The organism is Eikenella halliae, from assembly GCF_001648475.1.
GTDB classification, from domain to species: domain Bacteria; phylum Pseudomonadota; class Gammaproteobacteria; order Burkholderiales; family Neisseriaceae; genus Eikenella; species Eikenella halliae.
Genome location: NZ_LXSQ01000007.1, coordinates 41,981 through 59,240, shown reverse-complemented (window position 1 = coordinate 59,240; position 17,260 = coordinate 41,981). Strand labels below are relative to the sequence as shown.

Genomic DNA, 17,260 nt, shown 5'->3' with positions numbered 1-17,260 from the left:
ACGCTATGAAAATCAAAAAACTGCAATATCTAACCGTTTTAGGTATGAGCTTGGCCATGCAAGGCGTACTGGCTGGTAATATTACAGATATTAATGTCTCTGCTCTACCGAATAATCAGAAGGTTATTAAAATTCGTTTCGATCGGGATATGTTGAAGCCTAGCGGTTTTATTACTACTACGCCTGCCCGTATTGCTTTGGATTTCCCAAATACTGGCGCTAACCTTAATCAACCAGTGCTGCAATATAATGACTCTCTGCTTAGTCAAATTGCTGTTGCTCAAGATAGCAATAAGACCCGCGTTCTACTTAATCTAAATAGGCCAGGACAATATAATGCTGAAGTTAGAGGCAATGAGGTTTGGATTTATCTAAATGAATCTGGCCAGGGAGCTTCTACAACTGTAAGAGCTGCTCCTCCCAGTAACCAAATCCAACAAGAATCTCTTGGTGTAACAGAAACTCGTCCTGCTGCTGGTCAGAATGCTCTTGGTAGCAATACTGCCAACGTAGCCGTTGATTTTCACAAAGGTGCAAGTAATTCTGGCGTGATTGAAATCAATACGGCCGGTTATCGTGGTACCCCTGAAATCAAACAGCGTGCCAATAACTTGGTTATTTTGCTGAAAAATAACCAATTGCCGATTGCTGCACAACGTAATTTGGATGTAACTGATTTCAGTACTCCGGTTCGCACCATCAGCTTACGCCGGTTAGGTAATGACACAGAGATTACCATTAAGAACCAAGGCGGTTGGGAACATAAAACCAGTCAATCTGCTGGTCGATATATTATTACCGTTTCTCCAAAATCTGTTGTAGCTGAAGATGGCCTTCGTAACCGTAATCGTCACTTTACTGGTAAACGGGTTTCGTTAGATTTCCAAGATGTGGATGTGCGTACCATTCTGCAGATTTTGGCTAAAGAATCCAATATGAACATCGTGGCCAGTGACAGTGTTTCTGGCAAAATGACCTTGTCGTTGAAAGATGTGCCTTGGGATCAGGCTTTGGATTTGGTAATGCAGTCGAGAGGCTTGGATGCACGCCGTAATGGTAATATTATTCGTGTTGCCCCTGCTGATGAATTCCGACAAATTGACATCAAAAATTTAGAAGATGCTAAGCGTATTGATGAACTTGGTCCACTAGTATCCCGTACATTCCAATTGAAATACAAGGATGTCAATGAGTTTCGTAAAATTCTGAATATTAGTGACACAGGTGGTTCAGGAGGTAGTGGCAACAATAATAATACTTTGTTGAGTAGTCGGGGGTCGGCTGTAATTGACCCAGCTACAAATACATTGATTATTAAGGATAACCAGAATGTTATTAAAGAGTTTGAACGATTAATTGAACAATTGGACGTTCCTGCCCGCCAAGTGATGATTGAGGCTCGAATTGTTGAAGCTAATGATGGTTTTTCTCGTGCCTTGGGGGTGAAGTTCGGTTATAACAAAACTTCTGGCTCAACTAGAATTGGTAGTGGTCTAGGTAGCGGTGGTGGCACCAACGGTAATACTTTCTCTATTGCACCGAACGTGAACCTACCGGCTGTATCAGCAACCTCTTCTATCACTATAGTTCGGGCATTGTCTTCTGGTGCTTTGGGATTAGAGTTGACCGCTATGCAGGAACAAAACCGCGGTAAGATTATTTCTAGCCCACGCGTGCTGACTCAAGACCGCAAAGAAGCAACTATCAAGGCTGGTCGCGAGATTCCTTACCAAGAAGCTTCTTCCAGTGGTGCTACTAGTACCAGCTTCAAAGAGGCGGTGTTAGGTTTGACTGTTACCCCACAAATCACGCCCGATGGTAACGTAATTATGGACATCAAGTTGAATAAAGACTCGGTGGATGAAAACTGTAGCGTACTGGGTACTCCGTGTATCAACACTAAAGAGCTGAATACCCGCGCTATGGTGGAAGATGGCGGCACTATTATCTTGGGTGGTATTTATGAGGAAGATAACTCTAATTCCCAATACAAGGTACCGCTGCTGGGCGATATTCCGGTTGTAGGTAATTTATTCCGTGGTACTAGACGCAATAACAGCAAAAACGAATTGCTGATCTTCATCACCCCGCGCATCATGGGTAGTGAAGGCAACGTTCTGCGCTACTAAGCCACACTTCGCCGATTGATTCGGTTACAATGCCTGCCATGGATATCATGGCAGGCAATATTTTTTTGATCGGATTGATGGGTGCGGGTAAAACCACTCATGGGAAACAGTTGGCAGCGTTGTTACAGCACGATTTTATTGATAGTGACCAACTGATTTGCCAACGTACCGGCGTTTCTATCCCTACCATTTTCGAGCTGGAAGGGGAGGGTGGCTTTCGCAAGCGCGAAGCTGCTGTTATTGACGAATTGACCCGCCGTCATCCCATTATTCTCGCTACCGGTGGTGGAGCCGTCTTGTCTCCCGATAATCGCCGTTGTCTGCATACGCGTGGTACAGTGATCTATCTGCATGCCACCCCGGAAATTTTATACCGGCGCATTTCTTGCGATAAAAACCGTCCCCTCCTTCAGGTAAACGATCCACTTGCCAAGCTGCAACAGCTCTATCAGCAGCGCGACCCGCTCTACCGCGAGACTGCCCACCTTGTATTCAACATTCCAGCACAACACTCCTGTCCGCAGATTACCAAGCAACTGCTGCACCTTATCCAACAACACAGCCGAGATACCCTGTAATGCAAACCCTGCACGTCCATACCCCCGGTCACAGCTATCCCATCCATATTGGTTTCCGCTTATTTGACAACTTGGCCGAACTCATCCGCCCACATATCGGCGGTAAAGCCGCCATCATCAGCAATCAAACCGTTGCCCCGCTTTATCTTGCCCCCGTCAAAGCAGCCTGTCAACAACTCGGCATCAATGTTTGCGAGATCATCCTGCCCGACGGCGAACAATACAAAAATAACGAATCCCTCCAGCAAATCTACACCGGCCTGTTGCAGCACCATGCTGACCGCCGCACCACCATTCTCGCCCTCGGCGGCGGCGTAATCGGCGATTTGGCCGGCTTTGCCGCAGCCACCTACCAGCGCGGCATCCCCTTCATCCAAATCCCCACCACCCTGCTCAGCCAGGTCGATTCCTCCGTGGGCGGCAAAACCGGCATCAACCACCCGCTTGGCAAGAACATGATTGGCGCGTTTTACCAACCCCAAGCCGTCATCGCCGACACCGCCACCCTGCAAACCCTTCCCCCGCGCGAATTTTCCGCCGGCCTGGCCGAAGTCATCAAATACGCCCTGCTCGGCGACATGGATTTCCTTGCCAAACTCGAACACGCCATGCCCGGCATCATGCGGCAAGAGCCCGCCGCCCTTGCCGACACCATCCGCCACTGCTGCCAGATGAAAGCCAGCATCGTCGAGCAGGACGAAAAAGAGCAGGGCATCCGCGCCCTGCTCAACCTCGGCCACACCTTCGGCCACGCCATCGAAACCCAAATGGGCTACGGCAACTGGCTGCACGGCGAAGCCGTAGCCGCCGGCATGGTACTCGCCGCCCGCCTGTCCGAGCGCAAAGGCTACCTGAAAACCGCCGATACCGAACGCATCATCCGCCTGCTGCAAGCCGCCCGATTGCCCGTTGCCCCGCCGGAGTTTGCAGTTGATACCTGGCTTGCCCACATGCAGCACGACAAAAAAAATCAAGCCGGCCAAATCCGCCTCGTCATCCTCAAACGGCTCGGCCAAGCCGCCGTAGAAGCAGGCTTCAGCCGAGAAGACATGGCCGCCTTGCTGCAAAGCATATGATCCCCCTGCAAGCGGGCGGGCAGACCGGGCTTGGCAGAGCAGCCTGAGCCACACGCCCGAATCAAACGGATATGAAAATTTCAGGTAGCCATTCCCGCAACAGGCTACCTGAAAACAATAACGGCAAATTCGCCAACCCCAGCCGCACACCATGAAAACCTTCAAAATCAGCCCGAACTACCTCCGCCACTTCCTCGACATCTCCCCGTTCTACTACAGCGAAGAACTCTACCCCGAACTGACCGCCCTCAACTTAGCCAACAGCAGCAGTGTCCGCCGCTGGGCGCACGAATACCTGCGCCCCCATTTCCTCGGGTTTCCCATTGCCCGGCAAATCCGCATCAAAGAAAGCTTCCGCTACGGCCTCAATTTCTGGCCGGACGATACCTTGCAACGCTGCGCCGAAGAGTGGCTCGACCCGACCGGGCAAACCCCAATCCGCAAGCGCTGTGAAGAAATCTGGAACGACCTGTTTGACGGCGAATACTTCGGCATCGACAATCCCGCCGCCTACCAAATTGTCACAACCCCTCCTGGCGACCCGTTCGGCCATATAGTGGATTAACAAAAATCAGGACAAGGCGGCGAGCCGCAGACAGTACACACGTTACGGCAAGGCGAGCCAACACTGTACTGGTTTTTGTTAATTCACTATATATAGCCAACCAACTTAGCTTTAGCCTCAGCATCGGTTTGTTTTGCCGTACTTCCGTACTGCTTGTGGTTTTCCGCCTAGTATCGGAAGCCCATTCGGCTTGCTATAGTGAATTAACAAAAATCAGGGCAGGGCGGCGAGGTGCGGGCAGCAATGCAGTAAGACGAGCCAATACAGTATCGGAAGCGGAGTTGATTGGTTGCAGGCGGAAAAAGGCTACCTGAAAATTTTCAGGTAGCCTTTATCTATTGTTGAAATAGTTGTTCCTTCATACAAATCGTCTGGCCGCAGCCGGTATTGGTACATCAAGCCAATGCGGCAGGCAATGAAATATTTTGGTTATATGTGTGGCAGAAAGGGGAATAAAGGGCAGTTAAATGGGGATTAGCCAAAATGCTTGAAAAACGCAGCGAAATTCTGCGGCACGATATTTATCGGCAGCTTGTTGCGCTGGCAGGTATTTTCTACGTAGAAAAGGTGGAATATGGTTATACATGGTTGCTCGGATAAACAGGATAAAACATTCCCTAATTCTTTGCTAATTATAGATAAGTATCGTTCGACTTATCTAAATGATCTGGAGAGGGAAGGGCTGGGCATGGAGTTTCTGCACGCAATCAACCAATCCTTGTTTCTGTTTATTAATGCCGATCATGATGACCATCCCGGCGCCATAGTGATGGCTTTGCTGATAGCGGAGTATTTAACCGCCATCACGCTGGCTGCGGTGGCGGTTTATTTGGTTTGGAAACATCGGCGTCGGCGAGTTGTGTGGCTGAATGTATTGTGCAGCCTGCTGTTGGGCATGGCGGCAACCTATCTAATCCGCAAGGGCTGGCACGTGCCGCGGCCGTTTGATATGCAGTTGGGCACTAATTTTTTGGCGCACAGTGCAACCTCGTCTTTCCCTAGCAAACACATGACTTCGCTGACTGCCCCGCTGATGAGCATGTGCCTGTTTGCCCCAACTCGGCTGGTGGGCGTGGCAGGTTTGATGGTGGCCATGAGTGTGGTGTGGTCCAGGGTGTATTTAGGCGTGCATTGGCCGCTGGATATGGCCGGGGCGCTGCTGGTGGGTTTGCTGGCGGCTTTAGCCGTAAAGTATGGATTGCGCCCGTTGTGGATGCGCTGGCTTGATTCGGCTGATGGCAAGTTTGCCATTCAGGATAAACAGGCTAGCTGACAACCTGATGCTAATAGAAATAGGCTACCTGAAAGGTTTAGCTCGATTGGGGCTATGCTTTCAGGTAGCCTATTTTTATTAGGTCTTATAGCCAATCCATTTAACTTCCGAGATAGCGTTGGTTCACCTTGTGTTGATTGCGATTGGATTGGCGGAGGCCACTTGCCCGAATCAATCATAACGGCGGCATTTAATATCTGCATCCACGCAGAAAATCGCGTTTTGTTCGGCCTGGCAGGCGCGGCGGACTTGGGTGCGGGCCAGGCCTTCGTTGTGGCTGGTGGCTTCATAGGTTTTGCGGAACGGGGTAACGCTGCACACATAGGCCGGGCTGCGGCCTGCGCGGTGCTCGATGATGACTTCGCGCACATTGCCGTTGCTCGCAGATTGATTACGCTCCAACACGGCAATGCGTGCTTCCAAATCGGCAATACGCCGCTCCAGGGCGCTGATGCGCGCGGCATCGTCGGCCGGCGCGGCATAGAGTGCAGTGGGCAGGACTGAGAGGGCAAGCAGGAAGGGAAGTAGTTTTTTCATGAAAATCCTTGAGTTGAAATGGAAGTTGTATTTCAGGTAGCCTTTTCGGGGGCGGGATGCTACCTGAAAAATGGAAAATAAAACAGAGCAGGTGTGAATGAAAGGGTTGGGCGTTTGCCTAGTATGGGTGAGCCGATACCCAGCTGGTTGGTTTTGCTCAAGCTTCAGTTCGGCAAACGGCGGCAGATGCTTTGTGCCATTTCTTGACCGGTTTGGTCGTCGATTTGGGTTTGACGCATGGTGCTGGCATCGAGGCTGTCGATGCGCAGGGTGATGGTTTTGGCCTGGCGATCACTATCGAGGATGGTGGCGATACGGTGCTCTATGTTACGGAGCTCTGGATTGTTGCCGATGGTTTGGCGGGTAGCAGCATCATGCTGCGGGCGGGCACGGTTGCTGTTCCAGACGAGGATCAGGGTATCGTTGGATAGTTGCCAGGTGCCAGTGGCGCTTTGCTGGAAACGGAAGTCAAGGCCTTGGCGGCGGAAGGTATAGTCGCCAATACTGTTGGCGTAGTGGTTGGGGCGGAGGGTGAGGCTGTCGGTAACGGCGGCATAGATGCTGGGGTATTCTGTGGTGCAACGCCATTGGCCGGCAAGTTGGGCTTCGTTGAGAGGCGCTGCATTAGCAGCGCTGATGGCAGCGGTGAGGATAAGGATGGGAGTGAGTTTTTTCATAATGGTTCTGGTGTAGATAAGGTTGGTTTGGTGGGAGTTAGGTTTCAGGTAGCCTGCCTCTGGCCACAGGCTACCTGAAACTTATGACTGCCGCCTTACACGCCGGCTAGGTTGCATAGGTATTGCCATAAGAGCGGCACGGGGCGGCCGGTGGCGCCTTTTTCTTTGCCGGATTTCCAGGCCGTGCCGGCGATGTCGAGGTGCGCCCAGGTTTGTTCTTGGGTGAAGTGGGCGAGGAAGGCGGCGGCGGTGAGGGTGCCGGCGGGGCGGCCGCCGATGTTTTGCAGGTCGGCAAAGTTGGATTTGAGCTGCTCGCTGTATTCTTCAAACAAGGGCAGCTGCCAGGCTTTGTCGCCGCTTTGGCGGGCGGCTGCGAGCAGGCTGTCGGCCAGTTCTTGATTGTTGGCCACCAAGCCGCTGGCGGCGCTGCCCAGCGCGATGACGCAGGCGCCGGTGAGGGTGGCCACGTCGATGAGGGCGGCGGGCTTGAATTGGGCGGCGTAGCTGAGGGCGTCGCACAGGATCAGGCGGCCTTCGGCATCGGTGTTGAGGATTTCGATGGTGGTGCCGTCCATGGCGGTTACGATGTCGCCGGGCTTGTTGGCGGCGGCATCGGGCATGTTTTCGCAGGCGGGGGCGACGGCGATGAGGTTGACGGGGAGTTTGGCGCGGGCGGCGGCAATGAAGGTGCCGATTACGCTGGCAGCGCCGCACATGTCGAATTTCATTTCGTCCATTTCGGCACCTGGCTTGAGGGAAATGCCGCCGCTATCGAAGGTTACGCCTTTGCCCACGAGCACGACGGGCGCGGCGTTTTTATCGGGCGCGCCGAAGTAGGAAAGCTCGATGAGGCGCGGCTCTTGGGCGCTGCCTTTGGCTACCGACCAGAACGAGCCCATGTGTTCGCGGATGTAGTCGGCACCGAGGATTTTGGCAGATGCCCCGGCGGCTTGGGCTTCGGCGCGGGCGGTGTCGGCCAGATAGGCGGGGGTGCAGATGTTGCCGGCGGTGTTGCCGAGGTCTTTGCACAGATTGATGCCGTGCAGCAGGGCTTGGGCGCGGCCGAGTGCATCTCGGGCGGATTGGTCGGCGGCGGGGGCGTAGAAATCGGCTTGTTGCAAGGCGGCGGGTTTGGCGGTTTTTTTGAAGCGGTCGAAACGGTATACGGCTTCGCCCAGCGCGGTGGTGAGCACACTGAGGGCATCGGCCAATTCGGCGGCGGCGAAGGCGCTCAAGTCGATGGCGAGCGCGGGCTGCTTCTGTACCCAACCGGCGGCGTGGCGGAAGGCTTTGGCCAGCGCGTCGCGCCCTGTGTTGTCGAGCTTGAGCACGGCGGTGTCGGTAAAGCCGCCGTTGGCGGGAATGCGGGCGGCGGCGAAGGGTTCGCTTTCGGTGAGCGTGCCGTAGAGCAGGGCGGCGGTTTCATCGGCCGGGGCGGCGGTGCACAAATACAGGCGGGCGGCTTGGTTGGCGGGCAGGGCGGCGGAGTGAAGGTGGAATTGCATATTGATCCTTGGCTTGATTAGGGTGGAAAACGGGTGGCATTTTATCGCTTGGGGCAGGGAAGGGCTACCTGAAAGCATAAGCTGCAATGAAGCTAAAACAGTGCAGGCGGGATTTCAGGTAGCCTTCCCAATTGCACAGACAAAAGGCTACCTGAAAGTGAAGTTGGAATAATTCCGGGCAGCCTTCTGCTAAAACTGCTTTTCCAATTCTATAAATACTTGCCGGCTTTTGCGTTCTGCCCATACATGGCTGCTGCGGGTGTGTTGCCAGGAGAAATTCAGCTTCGGGGTGAGGCCGAGGATGGTCCAGTTTCTGTGCCACAGCGAAGCGGAGTATTGGATTTCGCGGTCGCGGCGTTGTTCGTGCGGGAAGCCTTGCGGCGTGATGTTCAGCGCGGTGCCGCGGAAACGCCGTTCGGCGAAGGATACGTTGAGCCGGGTGGAGAGGCCGCCCAGTGCGTCCCAATCGTGAATCCAACCGGCGCCGATGCCGTGGCGGCGGTAGGCGGCATTGTTCGGCCTGCCGCGCAGGGCGGATTGCTCCGGCAGCATCTGGTTGAAATTCAGCCCGGCATACAGCGTGTTACGCGCTGTGGCTCGCCAGGCCAGGGAGATGCTTTCGCCCAAATACCAGCCGTTATACATTTCTGCTTTGGTATCCATCCGATAGTGTTGGCGGTAGGCATCCAGCGTGGTGTGCAGTTGCCAGCGCGGGGTGAGCAGGCGGCTGTATTCCGTGCGCAGCCCGGGGGCGTGCGCCCACATGTGCATTTTCAGCGTGTGGTTGTTTTGCGGTTTGCGGCCATCCCAGTTGTCGGTGCCGCTGAGCTGGAATTGGTAAAACGGCATCACCAACAGCCTCTGCCGCGCATCCTGCCAGAGCCAGCCCGCGCCCAAGCGGCCGTAGGCGCTGTCGTAGGCCGATTTGTTGCTCCAATAATAATTGGTGCCGCTCACATCCAGCTGCACGCGCAGGTTGTGATGCCCGGCCAGCGGCTGGTTTTTCGCCACACCCACGCTATAAGCCACGCCCACAGCATCTTCTGCGCGTTCGCGGCTGCAGCCGAACGGGCTGCAATGCGGCGGCGGGGCGTTGTTTACATTATTATCAAATGAGGGCGAAAGCCCGCCGCTCCACTGCCATTGCTGCTGTTTGGCAATATGGTTCAGATAATGCCGCACATTATTCTGCACTTCCGCCGGCACTTCCGGCTCGCTCTGCACGGTTTCAAATAGCTGCGCCGATTCGCGCCATTGCTTGTCTTCTGCCAGCATGGCCGCCAAATCCAGGCGGATGCGCACATCCTGCGGCTCTTCTGCCGCCAATTCCCGATAAATTTGCACTGCGCGTGCATAGTCGCCCGCGTATTTTGCCCGCATGCCTTGCGCACGCCGCAGCAACACCATGTCCGGCTGCGGCGTTTGCGCATACAGTGAAGTTAAATCCGACAACAATTCCGGCTGTGGCGGGCTGTTCAATACCTGCACCAGCATCCGCGCCAAGAGCTGCGGCCGTGCCAGCAAATCCTGCTGCGTAAGCACCGGCGCGGCCTGCTGCCCATCTTTGGCTGCAGGCGTTGGCTCATTGTTTTCCAACTGTCGCAGCCACTGCTGCTGCCCTGTTTGCAAAAAACGCTTCTGATCCTGATCCGGCGTGGTATCGCCCCAAATCTGTTGCGACATACACAACGCCACAATAATTGGAAGCACTCTCGTTTTAATCTGCATAGGTGAAAATAAATTATTGAAAATATGTTGGTTTTACAAATAAGAATTCGTTAAGTTTAAATAGTTTATGCAAACAAAACAGTTTTCTTATCTATAAAAATGAGATATATTACCATTTCCTTTAATGAAGACGTGGTTAAATTAACATGAAACACCTGATTTTATCTTTGTCTGTGGCTGCTGCGTTGGCAGGGTGTGCGGGTAACGGTGGGGTAACCATTCCGGACGGTACCGCTCCCGTGCCACCGCTGACTCCGGCCGACTCCAGCAAAATCCTCGGCCCGGCCAGCACAGGCGAAACGCCCACTACCTTCCAAACCGGTAGTGGGCAGCTGCGTTATGTATCGTGGTATGTGGAGTATTGGGGTAGTCCGTCGTCTGAAAACAAACTCATCTATCAGGCGCCAAACGGCAAAAGTTATACCTTTGATGGGTTCACTAATCCGCCAAGATTCTCTAGCCGTTTTACTCCCGATAAAAACCAACCCACCAAGATGGAGCCGCAAACCTCAAGCGATGGCAACAAGCTGCTGGTGTGCTGTGAAAACGGTGATGCTAATTTCCCCGCAGGCTACCTGCAGTCTCTGCGTTATGGCGCATGGATTGGCGCCGACGGGCAAACCGATCTATTCGCGGGCGGCATATTGGCCAACACGGCGGACATGCAGAAGCGCAATGGCGCCACCACACCCACCGGCAAAGCTACCTACGAAGTTTGGGCCTTCCGCGTGAAAGACGGTTCGGTTGTGGCCTCTTCCTATAACACTGATACCAACCCTGCCAAACGGGTTAATTCTTTGCTAACCGTTAATTTCAACACCGGAAAAGTGGGCGGCACGATTAAAGGCAATGCCGATTTTGGTGCGGACATCGATTTCAACGATGTTACTGTAAACGGCAATACCTTCAGCGGCACAGCCTCTTCCGGCGGGGTGAGCGGCCAAGTGAACGGCGGCTTCTACGGTAAGAGCGGCTGGTACAACCCGGCCGGTACGGAAATCGGCGGCAAGGTTACTTTCAGCGGCAACCGCAGCCTCGACAGCGTATTTGGCGGCTCTGCTACCGATCCTCGCCGTGATCCCAATAGCACCGCCACAGATTTAACCCCCGTTAATCCCTAATCCTATTTTCAGGTAGCCTCTATTTCATTTTCAATTCGCTAACAGAATCATGAAAACACATATCCATCAACACCGGCCAAGTATTTTGTTCTTGGCTCTGTGCAGCATCTTCTCTGCTCCGATTTGGGCAGCGGGCGAAACGGACGATGCCGGTTCCGCCCAGTTGGAAACCATCGAAATCCAAGGTCGCAGGCATGCGCCGCGCCAGCTTGGCCGCGAACGCATCCGCCGCGAGCAGCTGGATAAAGAAATGGTGCAGGACATCCGCGATATGGTGCGCTACGATCCCGGCATCAGTGTGGCCGAAGGCGGCCGTGCCGGCTCCAATGGTTTCAGTATCCGCGGCGTGGATAAAGACCGCGTAGCCATCGTAGTGGACGGCCTCGACCAAGGTGAAAGCCGCTCTTCTTCTGCTTTCCAAGAACTGTTTGGCGCATATGGCAACTTCAACACCAACCGCAACGCTGCCGAATTGGAGCACATGAGCGAGGTAACCATCAGCAAAGGCGCGGATTCGATTACCGCAGGTAGCGGCGCATTGGGCGGCGCAGTGATTTACCGCACCAAATCGCCGCGCGATTATGTGGATGAAGACAAGCCGTATTATGTGGGCATGAAAACCGGCTACCTGAGCCGCTCCGAACAATGGTTGGCCAGCATTACCGCTGCCGGTCGGCTGGGCGGGTTTGATGCCTTGGTGGTGGGCACTGTGCGTAACGGGCATGAGACTAAAAACCACAGCAAAGCCGAAAATGTAAACCTGCGATTTAACAACAACTACCGCTTTGGTTACACCACCTATAGCGGTGTGGCACGCGGTACTCCCGACCCGCAAAACACGGAAGATCATGCCGACCTGTTCCGCCTCGGCTACCACTTCAACGACAGCAACTATCTGAGCGGTATTTACGAAACCACACGCCAGGATCGGGAAACGGATGAATTATCTAATTTGTTTGGCACTTATGACAGCACCAGCTACCGCTACCGCCGCGATGTGGCCTACCGCCGCCGCGTTGGCTTGGAATACGAAAACCTGCTGGAATGGGGACCGTGGAACAAGCTGACTGTGAGCTTAGACCGGCAGAAAATCCGCATGACTACCCTGACTTGGGATATTCCCAAGCAAGATTACATTCAACGGATGGGGCGGAATGCCGAAAACTACTTTATCCGCCGCAGCCTGAATTACGATACCGACCAATTCAAAGTAGCCGCCGAAAAACATTTCGATTTCGGTAAAAGCCTGACATGGGATATGGCCTATGGCGTGGGCGGATCGCGCAAACGCAACACCAATAGCAACACCAGTTATTGGACATACGTTTTCTATCCCGACCGCCTGGCTTCCGACCGTGATGAAAAAGAATTCTTGGTTAGTACCCAATCCAATAACACGAATCTTTATTGGAACAATACCCTGCGCTTTAGCGATCGCTTTAAGCTGAACCTCGGCGTGCGCTACGACCGTATCAAAATGCACACCCTGGATACGGAAAGTTTCAATCCCGATGTGAAAGGCCAGCTTGAAGCTAAAGGCCTGTGGAACCAACAGGCACGCTTCAGTTCGCCCAGCTATGTGGCCGCATTGGATTGGAACATCAGCCCGTCGGTTACCCTGCAAGGCAAATACAGCACCGGCTTCCGCGCGCCCACCACCGATGAAATGTGGTTCTATTTCCCCAACACCCTGTTTTATGTCGAACCCAATCCGAATCTGAAAGCAGAACGTTCCAAAAACGTTGAGCTGGGCATTGATGTGCACGGCAACTGGGGGCATGTACGCCTTTCCGGCTACCGCACCCGCTACACCGATTTCATCGACTTCGTTAATCGCGGCTACAAAGAGGTGATGACCTGGGACTACACCAGAAAAACCTTAAGCAACCGCGAATACGCCGATGTTTACCAAAACGTAAACCGTTCTCAAGCCGAAATCAAAGGTTTGGAGCTGAAAGCACGCTGGAATCTCGATAGCATCGGCCTGCCCGCCGGTATGTACACCACCTTGGCCGCGAACTATACCAAAGGCGAAGCCGACGGCAATATTCCGATTAACGCCATCCAACCGTTTAACGGCGTGATCGGTATCGGTTACCAGCAGCCGGATAACCGTTGGGGCGTGGATTTGAACGTTAGCTATTTTGCGCGCAAAAAACCGGAAGACACCATTGCCTCCTACGACAATACGGGCAGAGTTTTCCCTTATGCACGCCACAGCAGCAATATCTGGTTGGTAGATTTAACCGCCCGCTACCAGTTTAGGAAACATGTAACGATTAGCGCGGGCATCTACAACCTATTCAACCGTCATTACTACACTTGGGAAACCCTGCGCAGCATTCGCGAATTCGGCACGGTGAACCGTGTGGATAACTGTACCGACCGAAGCGGTGTCGCCCACCACGATGGCTGCGCCCATGCCGGCCTTGAGCGTTTCAGCGCGCCCGGCCGTAATTTCGGCCTTATTATCGAAGCCAAGTTTTAAACCTTGGCAGTAAGGAAAAAACCATTTCAACTACGTTGAAGCTTACATTTTCAGGTAGCCTCTGCGCTTCTTGGGAGGCTACCTGAAAATCATGTTGCCAACACACTAAGGAAAACAAACCATGCAAAATATCCCGTTCAACCAATACCTGAAAGAAAACTGCCGCACCACCCACGACAGCGTGGACGAGCTGGTGATGTCGGTTAAACCTTTTGACAACACCGAAAACTACATCCGCTTCCTACAGCTGCAAGCCGTGTTCCACAAAATTGTGGACGACATCTACAAAAACCCGCAGCTCAACGAAAAAATCACCGGCCTGGCCGAGCTTGCCCGCTACGATGACGTCATCCTCGACCTGCAAGATCTGAACGCTGCCGAAAAAGCCGTTTCCCTGCCTATTCCCAAACCGGAAGGTGCAGAAGCATTGGGCTGGCTCTATTGTGCCGAAGGCTCCAACGTGGGCGCCGCCTTCTTGTTTAAAGATGCGCAAAACAACCTCGGTTACAACGCCGAACACGGTGCCCGTCACCTCGGCCCGCACGCCGATGGCCGGGGCAAACACTGGCGCCGCTTTGCCGATCAGCTGAATAGCCTGGACATTTCCGATAGCGAACGCGAGCAGGCCCTGCAAGGCGCGCTTACCGCTTTTGCCTTCTACAAAAAACTGCTGCGTGAAATCTTCGAATTGCCCGAAGTTGCGTAAGGTTGGATGGCCGTTTTCGGCATAACAAAAGGCTACCTGAAATCTTCAGGTAGCCTTTGAAATAGGGTATTCTGAGTGGGTGTTGGATTCGAGAATCCGACCTACGGCTATTATAGTGAGTTAAATTTAAATCAGGACAAGGCGACGAGCCGCGGACAGTACAGATAGTACGGCAAGGCGAGACAACGCTGTACTGGTTTAAATTTAATTCACTATACCAATTCAAACAAAAGCTGCCGCTGCCTGATGCTTTTCGGATTTTCAGGTAGCCTGAGTTCGGGTTTTCGAGCTGCCTGAAAACGCTAATGCTCGTGCATGTGTTCATGTTCGTGCGCCGCCTGCTCGCACGCTTGGCAGCACGCCGCGCCGCCGTCGGCAGGTTCTGTTTGCACGGTGATGTGGCCGATGCCGTGTGCCCGAACGGCAGCCTGCACCTGTTTGGCCAGCGCGTCGGCCTCCGCCACGGTCAGGCTGCCGGGCACGATGACATGGCAGGACATGGCGTGTTTTTTGCTGGTAATCGTCCAGGCGTGCAAGTCGTGCACGCCTAATATACCGTTGATTTTCTGAATGTCTTCGGCAATTTTCACCAAATCCGTGCCTTTGGGCGCACCTTCCATCAGGATGTGCAGGCTGCCTGAAAGCACGCCCCAGCCGCTTTTGCCAATCAGCAGTGCCACCGCCGCGCTGGCCGCCAAGTCCGCCCAGTTCCAGCCGTAAAACTGTATCAGCAGGCCGGCCGCCACCGCCGCCACTGAGCCGAGCAAATCGCCCACCACATGCAAAAACGCACCGCGCATGTTCAAATTATCTTTTTCGCCGCGCAACATATACCACGCGACAAACAGGTTTACCAAGAGCCCGAGTACGGCCACCGCCAGCATCGCGCCGCCCGCCACGGGCACGGGTTTGAAGGCACGGACAACGGCTTCGACCACAATCCACGCCGCCATCACCACCAGCGTGAGGCCGTTGAGCGCGGCAGCGAGGATTTCCACGCGCTGGTAGCCGTAGCTTTTTTGCGAGTTGGCAGCCTTTTCCGCCCATTTGAAGGCGAACAGGGCGAGGGCGAGCGAGGCTGCATCAGAAAACATGTGTCCTGCGTCCGACAAGAGCGCGAGGCTGCCGCTGAGCCAGCCTGCCGCCGCTTCCACTAGCATGAAGCCGGCAATCACGGCCAGCGATACGCGCAGGATCCGGGTGTTGGTGCCGTGGGCGTGGGCATGGTTGTGTTCGTGGGTGTGGAAGGACATGGGCACTCCTTGGGCTGGATTGGGGCTACCTGAAAATGGGGCGGTGGGTATTGGGGTTTGTATGGTTTAGTCGGCTTTTGGGCTAAGAAATAATCTTCTCTTGCCGAAGTTTCTGCAAATCCGACAATATGGGTTCCCTATATTTTTTTGCCCTGGCCAAAGGAGCAACCAACACTATATCGTTTTCTTCAGATTCGACAAATAATTGCAACATTGTATTTAAGACGATATTTTTATTTATGAATTTAGACGAAAGGATACCGCTTTCAATTATTTTATCCCGATTAGCAATAAATTGATGTTCCGGATTGATTTTAAACAGATTTGTCGGGATACCTAAGCAGAAGAAATCTAGAAATTCCGCATTAGATATATCGATAGCCCAATCAACTTTCTGATAAAAGCTGTTTTTCATTTCTATCATCTTTTTCTTTTCTTCCGGAGTCGGCATTAAATTGAATCCAATATTATTTATTTTTATTTTCCCAATTTTTCCTTCAATTTTAATATGCTTTAATAATGGTAGGTTAAAAATGGCTATATCTCCGGTTTTTAGATTTTTTATGGTGATGTCTTCCAATATAACCGGGCCGATTAAGCAGTTGAACAACAAGCAGTCAGTCATATCTATATTCTTAAATATAGATAATTTCGTAATATCATCACGTGTACCAATATGACAATTATCAAATATACAGTTAATTAATTCTTTATTTGATATCTCAATACCCTGTTCTAAATCTAAATTCCTTTCCATATAAAATTTATGATCTCTAACTGTGTTCATAAGTTATTTCCTGTAGGCATGATTATGTTTATGGGCATGGAGGGACATGGGAATCCCTTTATGAACTTGGATGGTATAGAGGCTACCTGGAATATTGAAATTTTTATTACGGCTTTGCAGAAACCTAGCTGTCTGCCGAAGCTGCAATATCAACTAACTCCTGCGTTTCAAGGCGTGCCGCCGCTCCAATGGGGCAAATCGGGAATGCGAATGCCGAACAGGCCGAGGGCGCGGCCTACGCTGTGGGCAAGCAGTTCGTCTATGCTTTGCGGGCGCAGGTAGAGGGCGGGCACGGGCGGGAAGATGATGCCGCCCATTTCGGTGATGCGGCGCATGTTGTCGAGATGGGCGAGATTTAGCGGGGTTTCGCGCGCCATCAGCACGAGGCGGCGGCGCTCTTTGAGGGTAACGTCGGCAGCGCGGGTGAGCAGGTTGTCGCCCAGGCCGTGGGCGATGGCGGCGAGGCTGCGCATGGAGCAGGGGGCCACCAGCATGCCGGCGGTTTCAAACGAGCCGCTGGCAATGGCGGCGCCGAGGTTGCGGACGGGGTGCACCACGTCGGCCAGCGCGGCAATATCTTCGATGCGGTGTGCGGTTTCGTGCCGGCAGGTGTGCTCCGCGCCTTCGGAAATCACGAGGTGGGTTTCGATATCGGCTGCGTTTTGCAGCAGTTGCAGGGCTTTGTGGCCGTATTGGAAGCCGTCGGCGCCGCTGATGCCGAGGATGAGGCGTTGGGTGGGCATGGGGTTTTGTGGGTGGTTGGGTTTTGGTTTTCAGGTAGCCTTTGGGATGGGCTACCTGAAAGTTATGGGGGAGGGCGGAATAATTTGCCTGTGC

General features: G+C 53.3%; 15 protein-coding genes and 1 pseudogene. 9 read left to right on the top strand and 7 right to left on the bottom strand.

Translation table 11 applies throughout. From position 1 onward, the window contains the following. Positions 1-5 precede the first annotated feature (5 nt). From A7Q00_RS02470 to A7Q00_RS02450, 5 genes are all read left to right on the top strand, one after another. Positions 6-2,129, top strand: coding sequence for a type IV pilus secretin PilQ (locus A7Q00_RS02470; RefSeq protein ID WP_179946189.1), 2,124 nt, complete (start codon positions 6-8; stop codon positions 2,127-2,129). A 29-nt stretch (positions 2,130-2,158) separates the two neighbouring features. Beyond that, complete coding sequence (locus tag A7Q00_RS02465; protein ID WP_082887710.1) at positions 2,159-2,707, top strand: shikimate kinase; 549 nt, start codon at positions 2,159-2,161, stop codon at positions 2,705-2,707. Then, a complete protein-coding gene (gene aroB / locus A7Q00_RS02460) occupies positions 2,707-3,783 on the top strand; it encodes a 3-dehydroquinate synthase (protein ID WP_064089067.1) in 1,077 nt (358 codons plus the stop codon). Before A7Q00_RS02465 ends, aroB begins: the two co-directional genes overlap by 1 nt. 151 nt (positions 3,784-3,934) lie before the next feature. Beyond that, entirely contained in the window at positions 3,935-4,348 is a 414-nt protein-coding gene (locus A7Q00_RS02455) for a hypothetical protein (protein ID WP_064089066.1), read from the top strand. Positions 4,349-4,922: 574 nt separating this feature from the next. Beyond that, positions 4,923-5,621, top strand: coding sequence for a phosphatase PAP2 family protein (locus A7Q00_RS02450; RefSeq protein WP_245637508.1), 699 nt, complete (start codon positions 4,923-4,925; stop codon positions 5,619-5,621). 171 nt (positions 5,622-5,792) lie between these two features. Here the strand turns inward: A7Q00_RS02450 and A7Q00_RS02445 are convergent, their stop codons facing one another. The 4 genes from A7Q00_RS02445 to A7Q00_RS02430 all read right to left on the bottom strand — a co-directional run bounded on the left by A7Q00_RS02445 (position 5,793) and on the right by A7Q00_RS02430 (position 10,023). After that, positions 5,793-6,158 carry a hypothetical protein gene (locus tag A7Q00_RS02445; RefSeq protein ID WP_064089065.1) on the bottom strand — a complete coding sequence of 122 codons (366 nt, stop codon included), beginning with the start codon at positions 6,156-6,158 and terminating at the stop codon, positions 5,793-5,795. Between the two features lie 164 nt (positions 6,159-6,322). After that, positions 6,323-6,835: a hypothetical protein gene (locus A7Q00_RS02440; protein ID WP_064089064.1), complete on the bottom strand. Its 513-nt coding sequence runs from the start codon at positions 6,833-6,835 to the stop codon at positions 6,323-6,325. Between the two features lie 95 nt (positions 6,836-6,930). Continuing rightward, entirely contained in the window at positions 6,931-8,340 is a 1,410-nt protein-coding gene (locus A7Q00_RS02435; protein WP_064089063.1) for a leucyl aminopeptidase, read from the bottom strand. A 189-nt stretch (positions 8,341-8,529) separates the two neighbouring features. Beyond that, a complete protein-coding gene (locus A7Q00_RS02430; protein WP_245637507.1) occupies positions 8,530-10,023 on the bottom strand; it encodes a porin family protein in 1,494 nt (497 codons plus the stop codon). A gap of 191 nt (positions 10,024-10,214) precedes the next feature. Between A7Q00_RS02430 and A7Q00_RS02425 the strand changes: the two genes are divergently transcribed. The 4 genes and pseudogenes from A7Q00_RS02425 to A7Q00_RS13290 all read left to right on the top strand — a co-directional run. After that, on the top strand, positions 10,215-11,189 hold the full coding sequence (locus tag A7Q00_RS02425) for a transferrin-binding protein-like solute binding protein (protein WP_064089061.1): 975 nt from the start codon (positions 10,215-10,217) through the stop codon (positions 11,187-11,189). A 49-nt stretch (positions 11,190-11,238) separates the two neighbouring features. Next, positions 11,239-13,677: a TonB-dependent hemoglobin/transferrin/lactoferrin family receptor gene (locus tag A7Q00_RS02420; RefSeq protein WP_064089060.1), complete on the top strand. Its 2,439-nt coding sequence runs from the start codon at positions 11,239-11,241 to the stop codon at positions 13,675-13,677. 121 nt (positions 13,678-13,798) lie between these two features. Next, positions 13,799-14,383: a biliverdin-producing heme oxygenase gene (locus A7Q00_RS02415; RefSeq protein WP_064089059.1), complete on the top strand. Its 585-nt coding sequence runs from the start codon at positions 13,799-13,801 to the stop codon at positions 14,381-14,383. A 111-nt stretch (positions 14,384-14,494) separates the two neighbouring features. Next, positions 14,495-14,613 (top strand): annotated as a pseudogene (locus tag A7Q00_RS13290) (IS5/IS1182 family transposase); the annotation flags it as partial. Positions 14,614-14,685: 72 nt separating this feature from the next. Here the strand turns inward: A7Q00_RS13290 and A7Q00_RS02410 are convergent. The 3 genes from A7Q00_RS02410 to A7Q00_RS02400 form a co-directional block, all read right to left on the bottom strand. Beyond that, positions 14,686-15,636, bottom strand: a complete 951-nt coding sequence (locus A7Q00_RS02410) for a cation diffusion facilitator family transporter (protein WP_064089058.1) — start codon at positions 15,634-15,636, stop codon at positions 14,686-14,688. 82 nt (positions 15,637-15,718) lie between these two features. Beyond that, positions 15,719-16,423 (bottom strand): hypothetical protein, encoded by a 705-nt coding sequence (locus A7Q00_RS02405; RefSeq protein ID WP_064089057.1) that lies wholly within the window; start codon positions 16,421-16,423, stop codon positions 15,719-15,721. A gap of 167 nt (positions 16,424-16,590) precedes the next feature. Then, the gene (locus A7Q00_RS02400; RefSeq protein WP_064089056.1) at positions 16,591-17,166 is read right to left on the bottom strand and encodes a UbiX family flavin prenyltransferase; all 576 of its coding nucleotides are present in this window, start codon (positions 17,164-17,166) and stop codon (positions 16,591-16,593) included. Positions 17,167-17,260 lie beyond the last annotated feature (94 nt).

Excerpts from the sequence above, each read along its gene's own strand:
- A7Q00_RS02470 (WP_179946189.1), top strand. The coding sequence starts at position 6 with ATGAAAATCAAAAAACTGCAATATCTAACCGTTTTAGGTATGAGCTTG.
- A7Q00_RS02465 (WP_082887710.1), top strand. The coding sequence starts at position 2,159 with ATGCCTGCCATGGATATCATGGCAGGCAATATTTTTTTGATCGGATTG.
- aroB (WP_064089067.1), top strand. The coding sequence starts at position 2,707 with ATGCAAACCCTGCACGTCCATACCCCCGGTCACAGCTATCCCATCCAT.
- A7Q00_RS02455 (WP_064089066.1), top strand. The coding sequence starts at position 3,935 with ATGAAAACCTTCAAAATCAGCCCGAACTACCTCCGCCACTTCCTCGAC.
- A7Q00_RS02450 (WP_245637508.1), top strand. The coding sequence starts at position 4,923 with ATGGTTATACATGGTTGCTCGGATAAACAGGATAAAACATTCCCTAAT.
- A7Q00_RS02445 (WP_064089065.1), bottom strand. The coding sequence starts at position 6,158 with ATGAAAAAACTACTTCCCTTCCTGCTTGCCCTCTCAGTCCTGCCCACT.
- A7Q00_RS02440 (WP_064089064.1), bottom strand. The coding sequence starts at position 6,835 with ATGAAAAAACTCACTCCCATCCTTATCCTCACCGCTGCCATCAGCGCT.
- A7Q00_RS02435 (WP_064089063.1), bottom strand. The coding sequence starts at position 8,340 with ATGCAATTCCACCTTCACTCCGCCGCCCTGCCCGCCAACCAAGCCGCC.
- A7Q00_RS02430 (WP_245637507.1), bottom strand. The coding sequence starts at position 10,023 with ATGTCGCAACAGATTTGGGGCGATACCACGCCGGATCAGGATCAGAAG.
- A7Q00_RS02425 (WP_064089061.1), top strand. The coding sequence starts at position 10,215 with ATGAAACACCTGATTTTATCTTTGTCTGTGGCTGCTGCGTTGGCAGGG.
- A7Q00_RS02420 (WP_064089060.1), top strand. The coding sequence starts at position 11,239 with ATGAAAACACATATCCATCAACACCGGCCAAGTATTTTGTTCTTGGCT.
- A7Q00_RS02415 (WP_064089059.1), top strand. The coding sequence starts at position 13,799 with ATGCAAAATATCCCGTTCAACCAATACCTGAAAGAAAACTGCCGCACC.
- A7Q00_RS02410 (WP_064089058.1), bottom strand. The coding sequence starts at position 15,636 with ATGTCCTTCCACACCCACGAACACAACCATGCCCACGCCCACGGCACC.
- A7Q00_RS02405 (WP_064089057.1), bottom strand. The coding sequence starts at position 16,423 with ATGAACACAGTTAGAGATCATAAATTTTATATGGAAAGGAATTTAGAT.
- A7Q00_RS02400 (WP_064089056.1), bottom strand. The coding sequence starts at position 17,166 with ATGCCCACCCAACGCCTCATCCTCGGCATCAGCGGCGCCGACGGCTTC.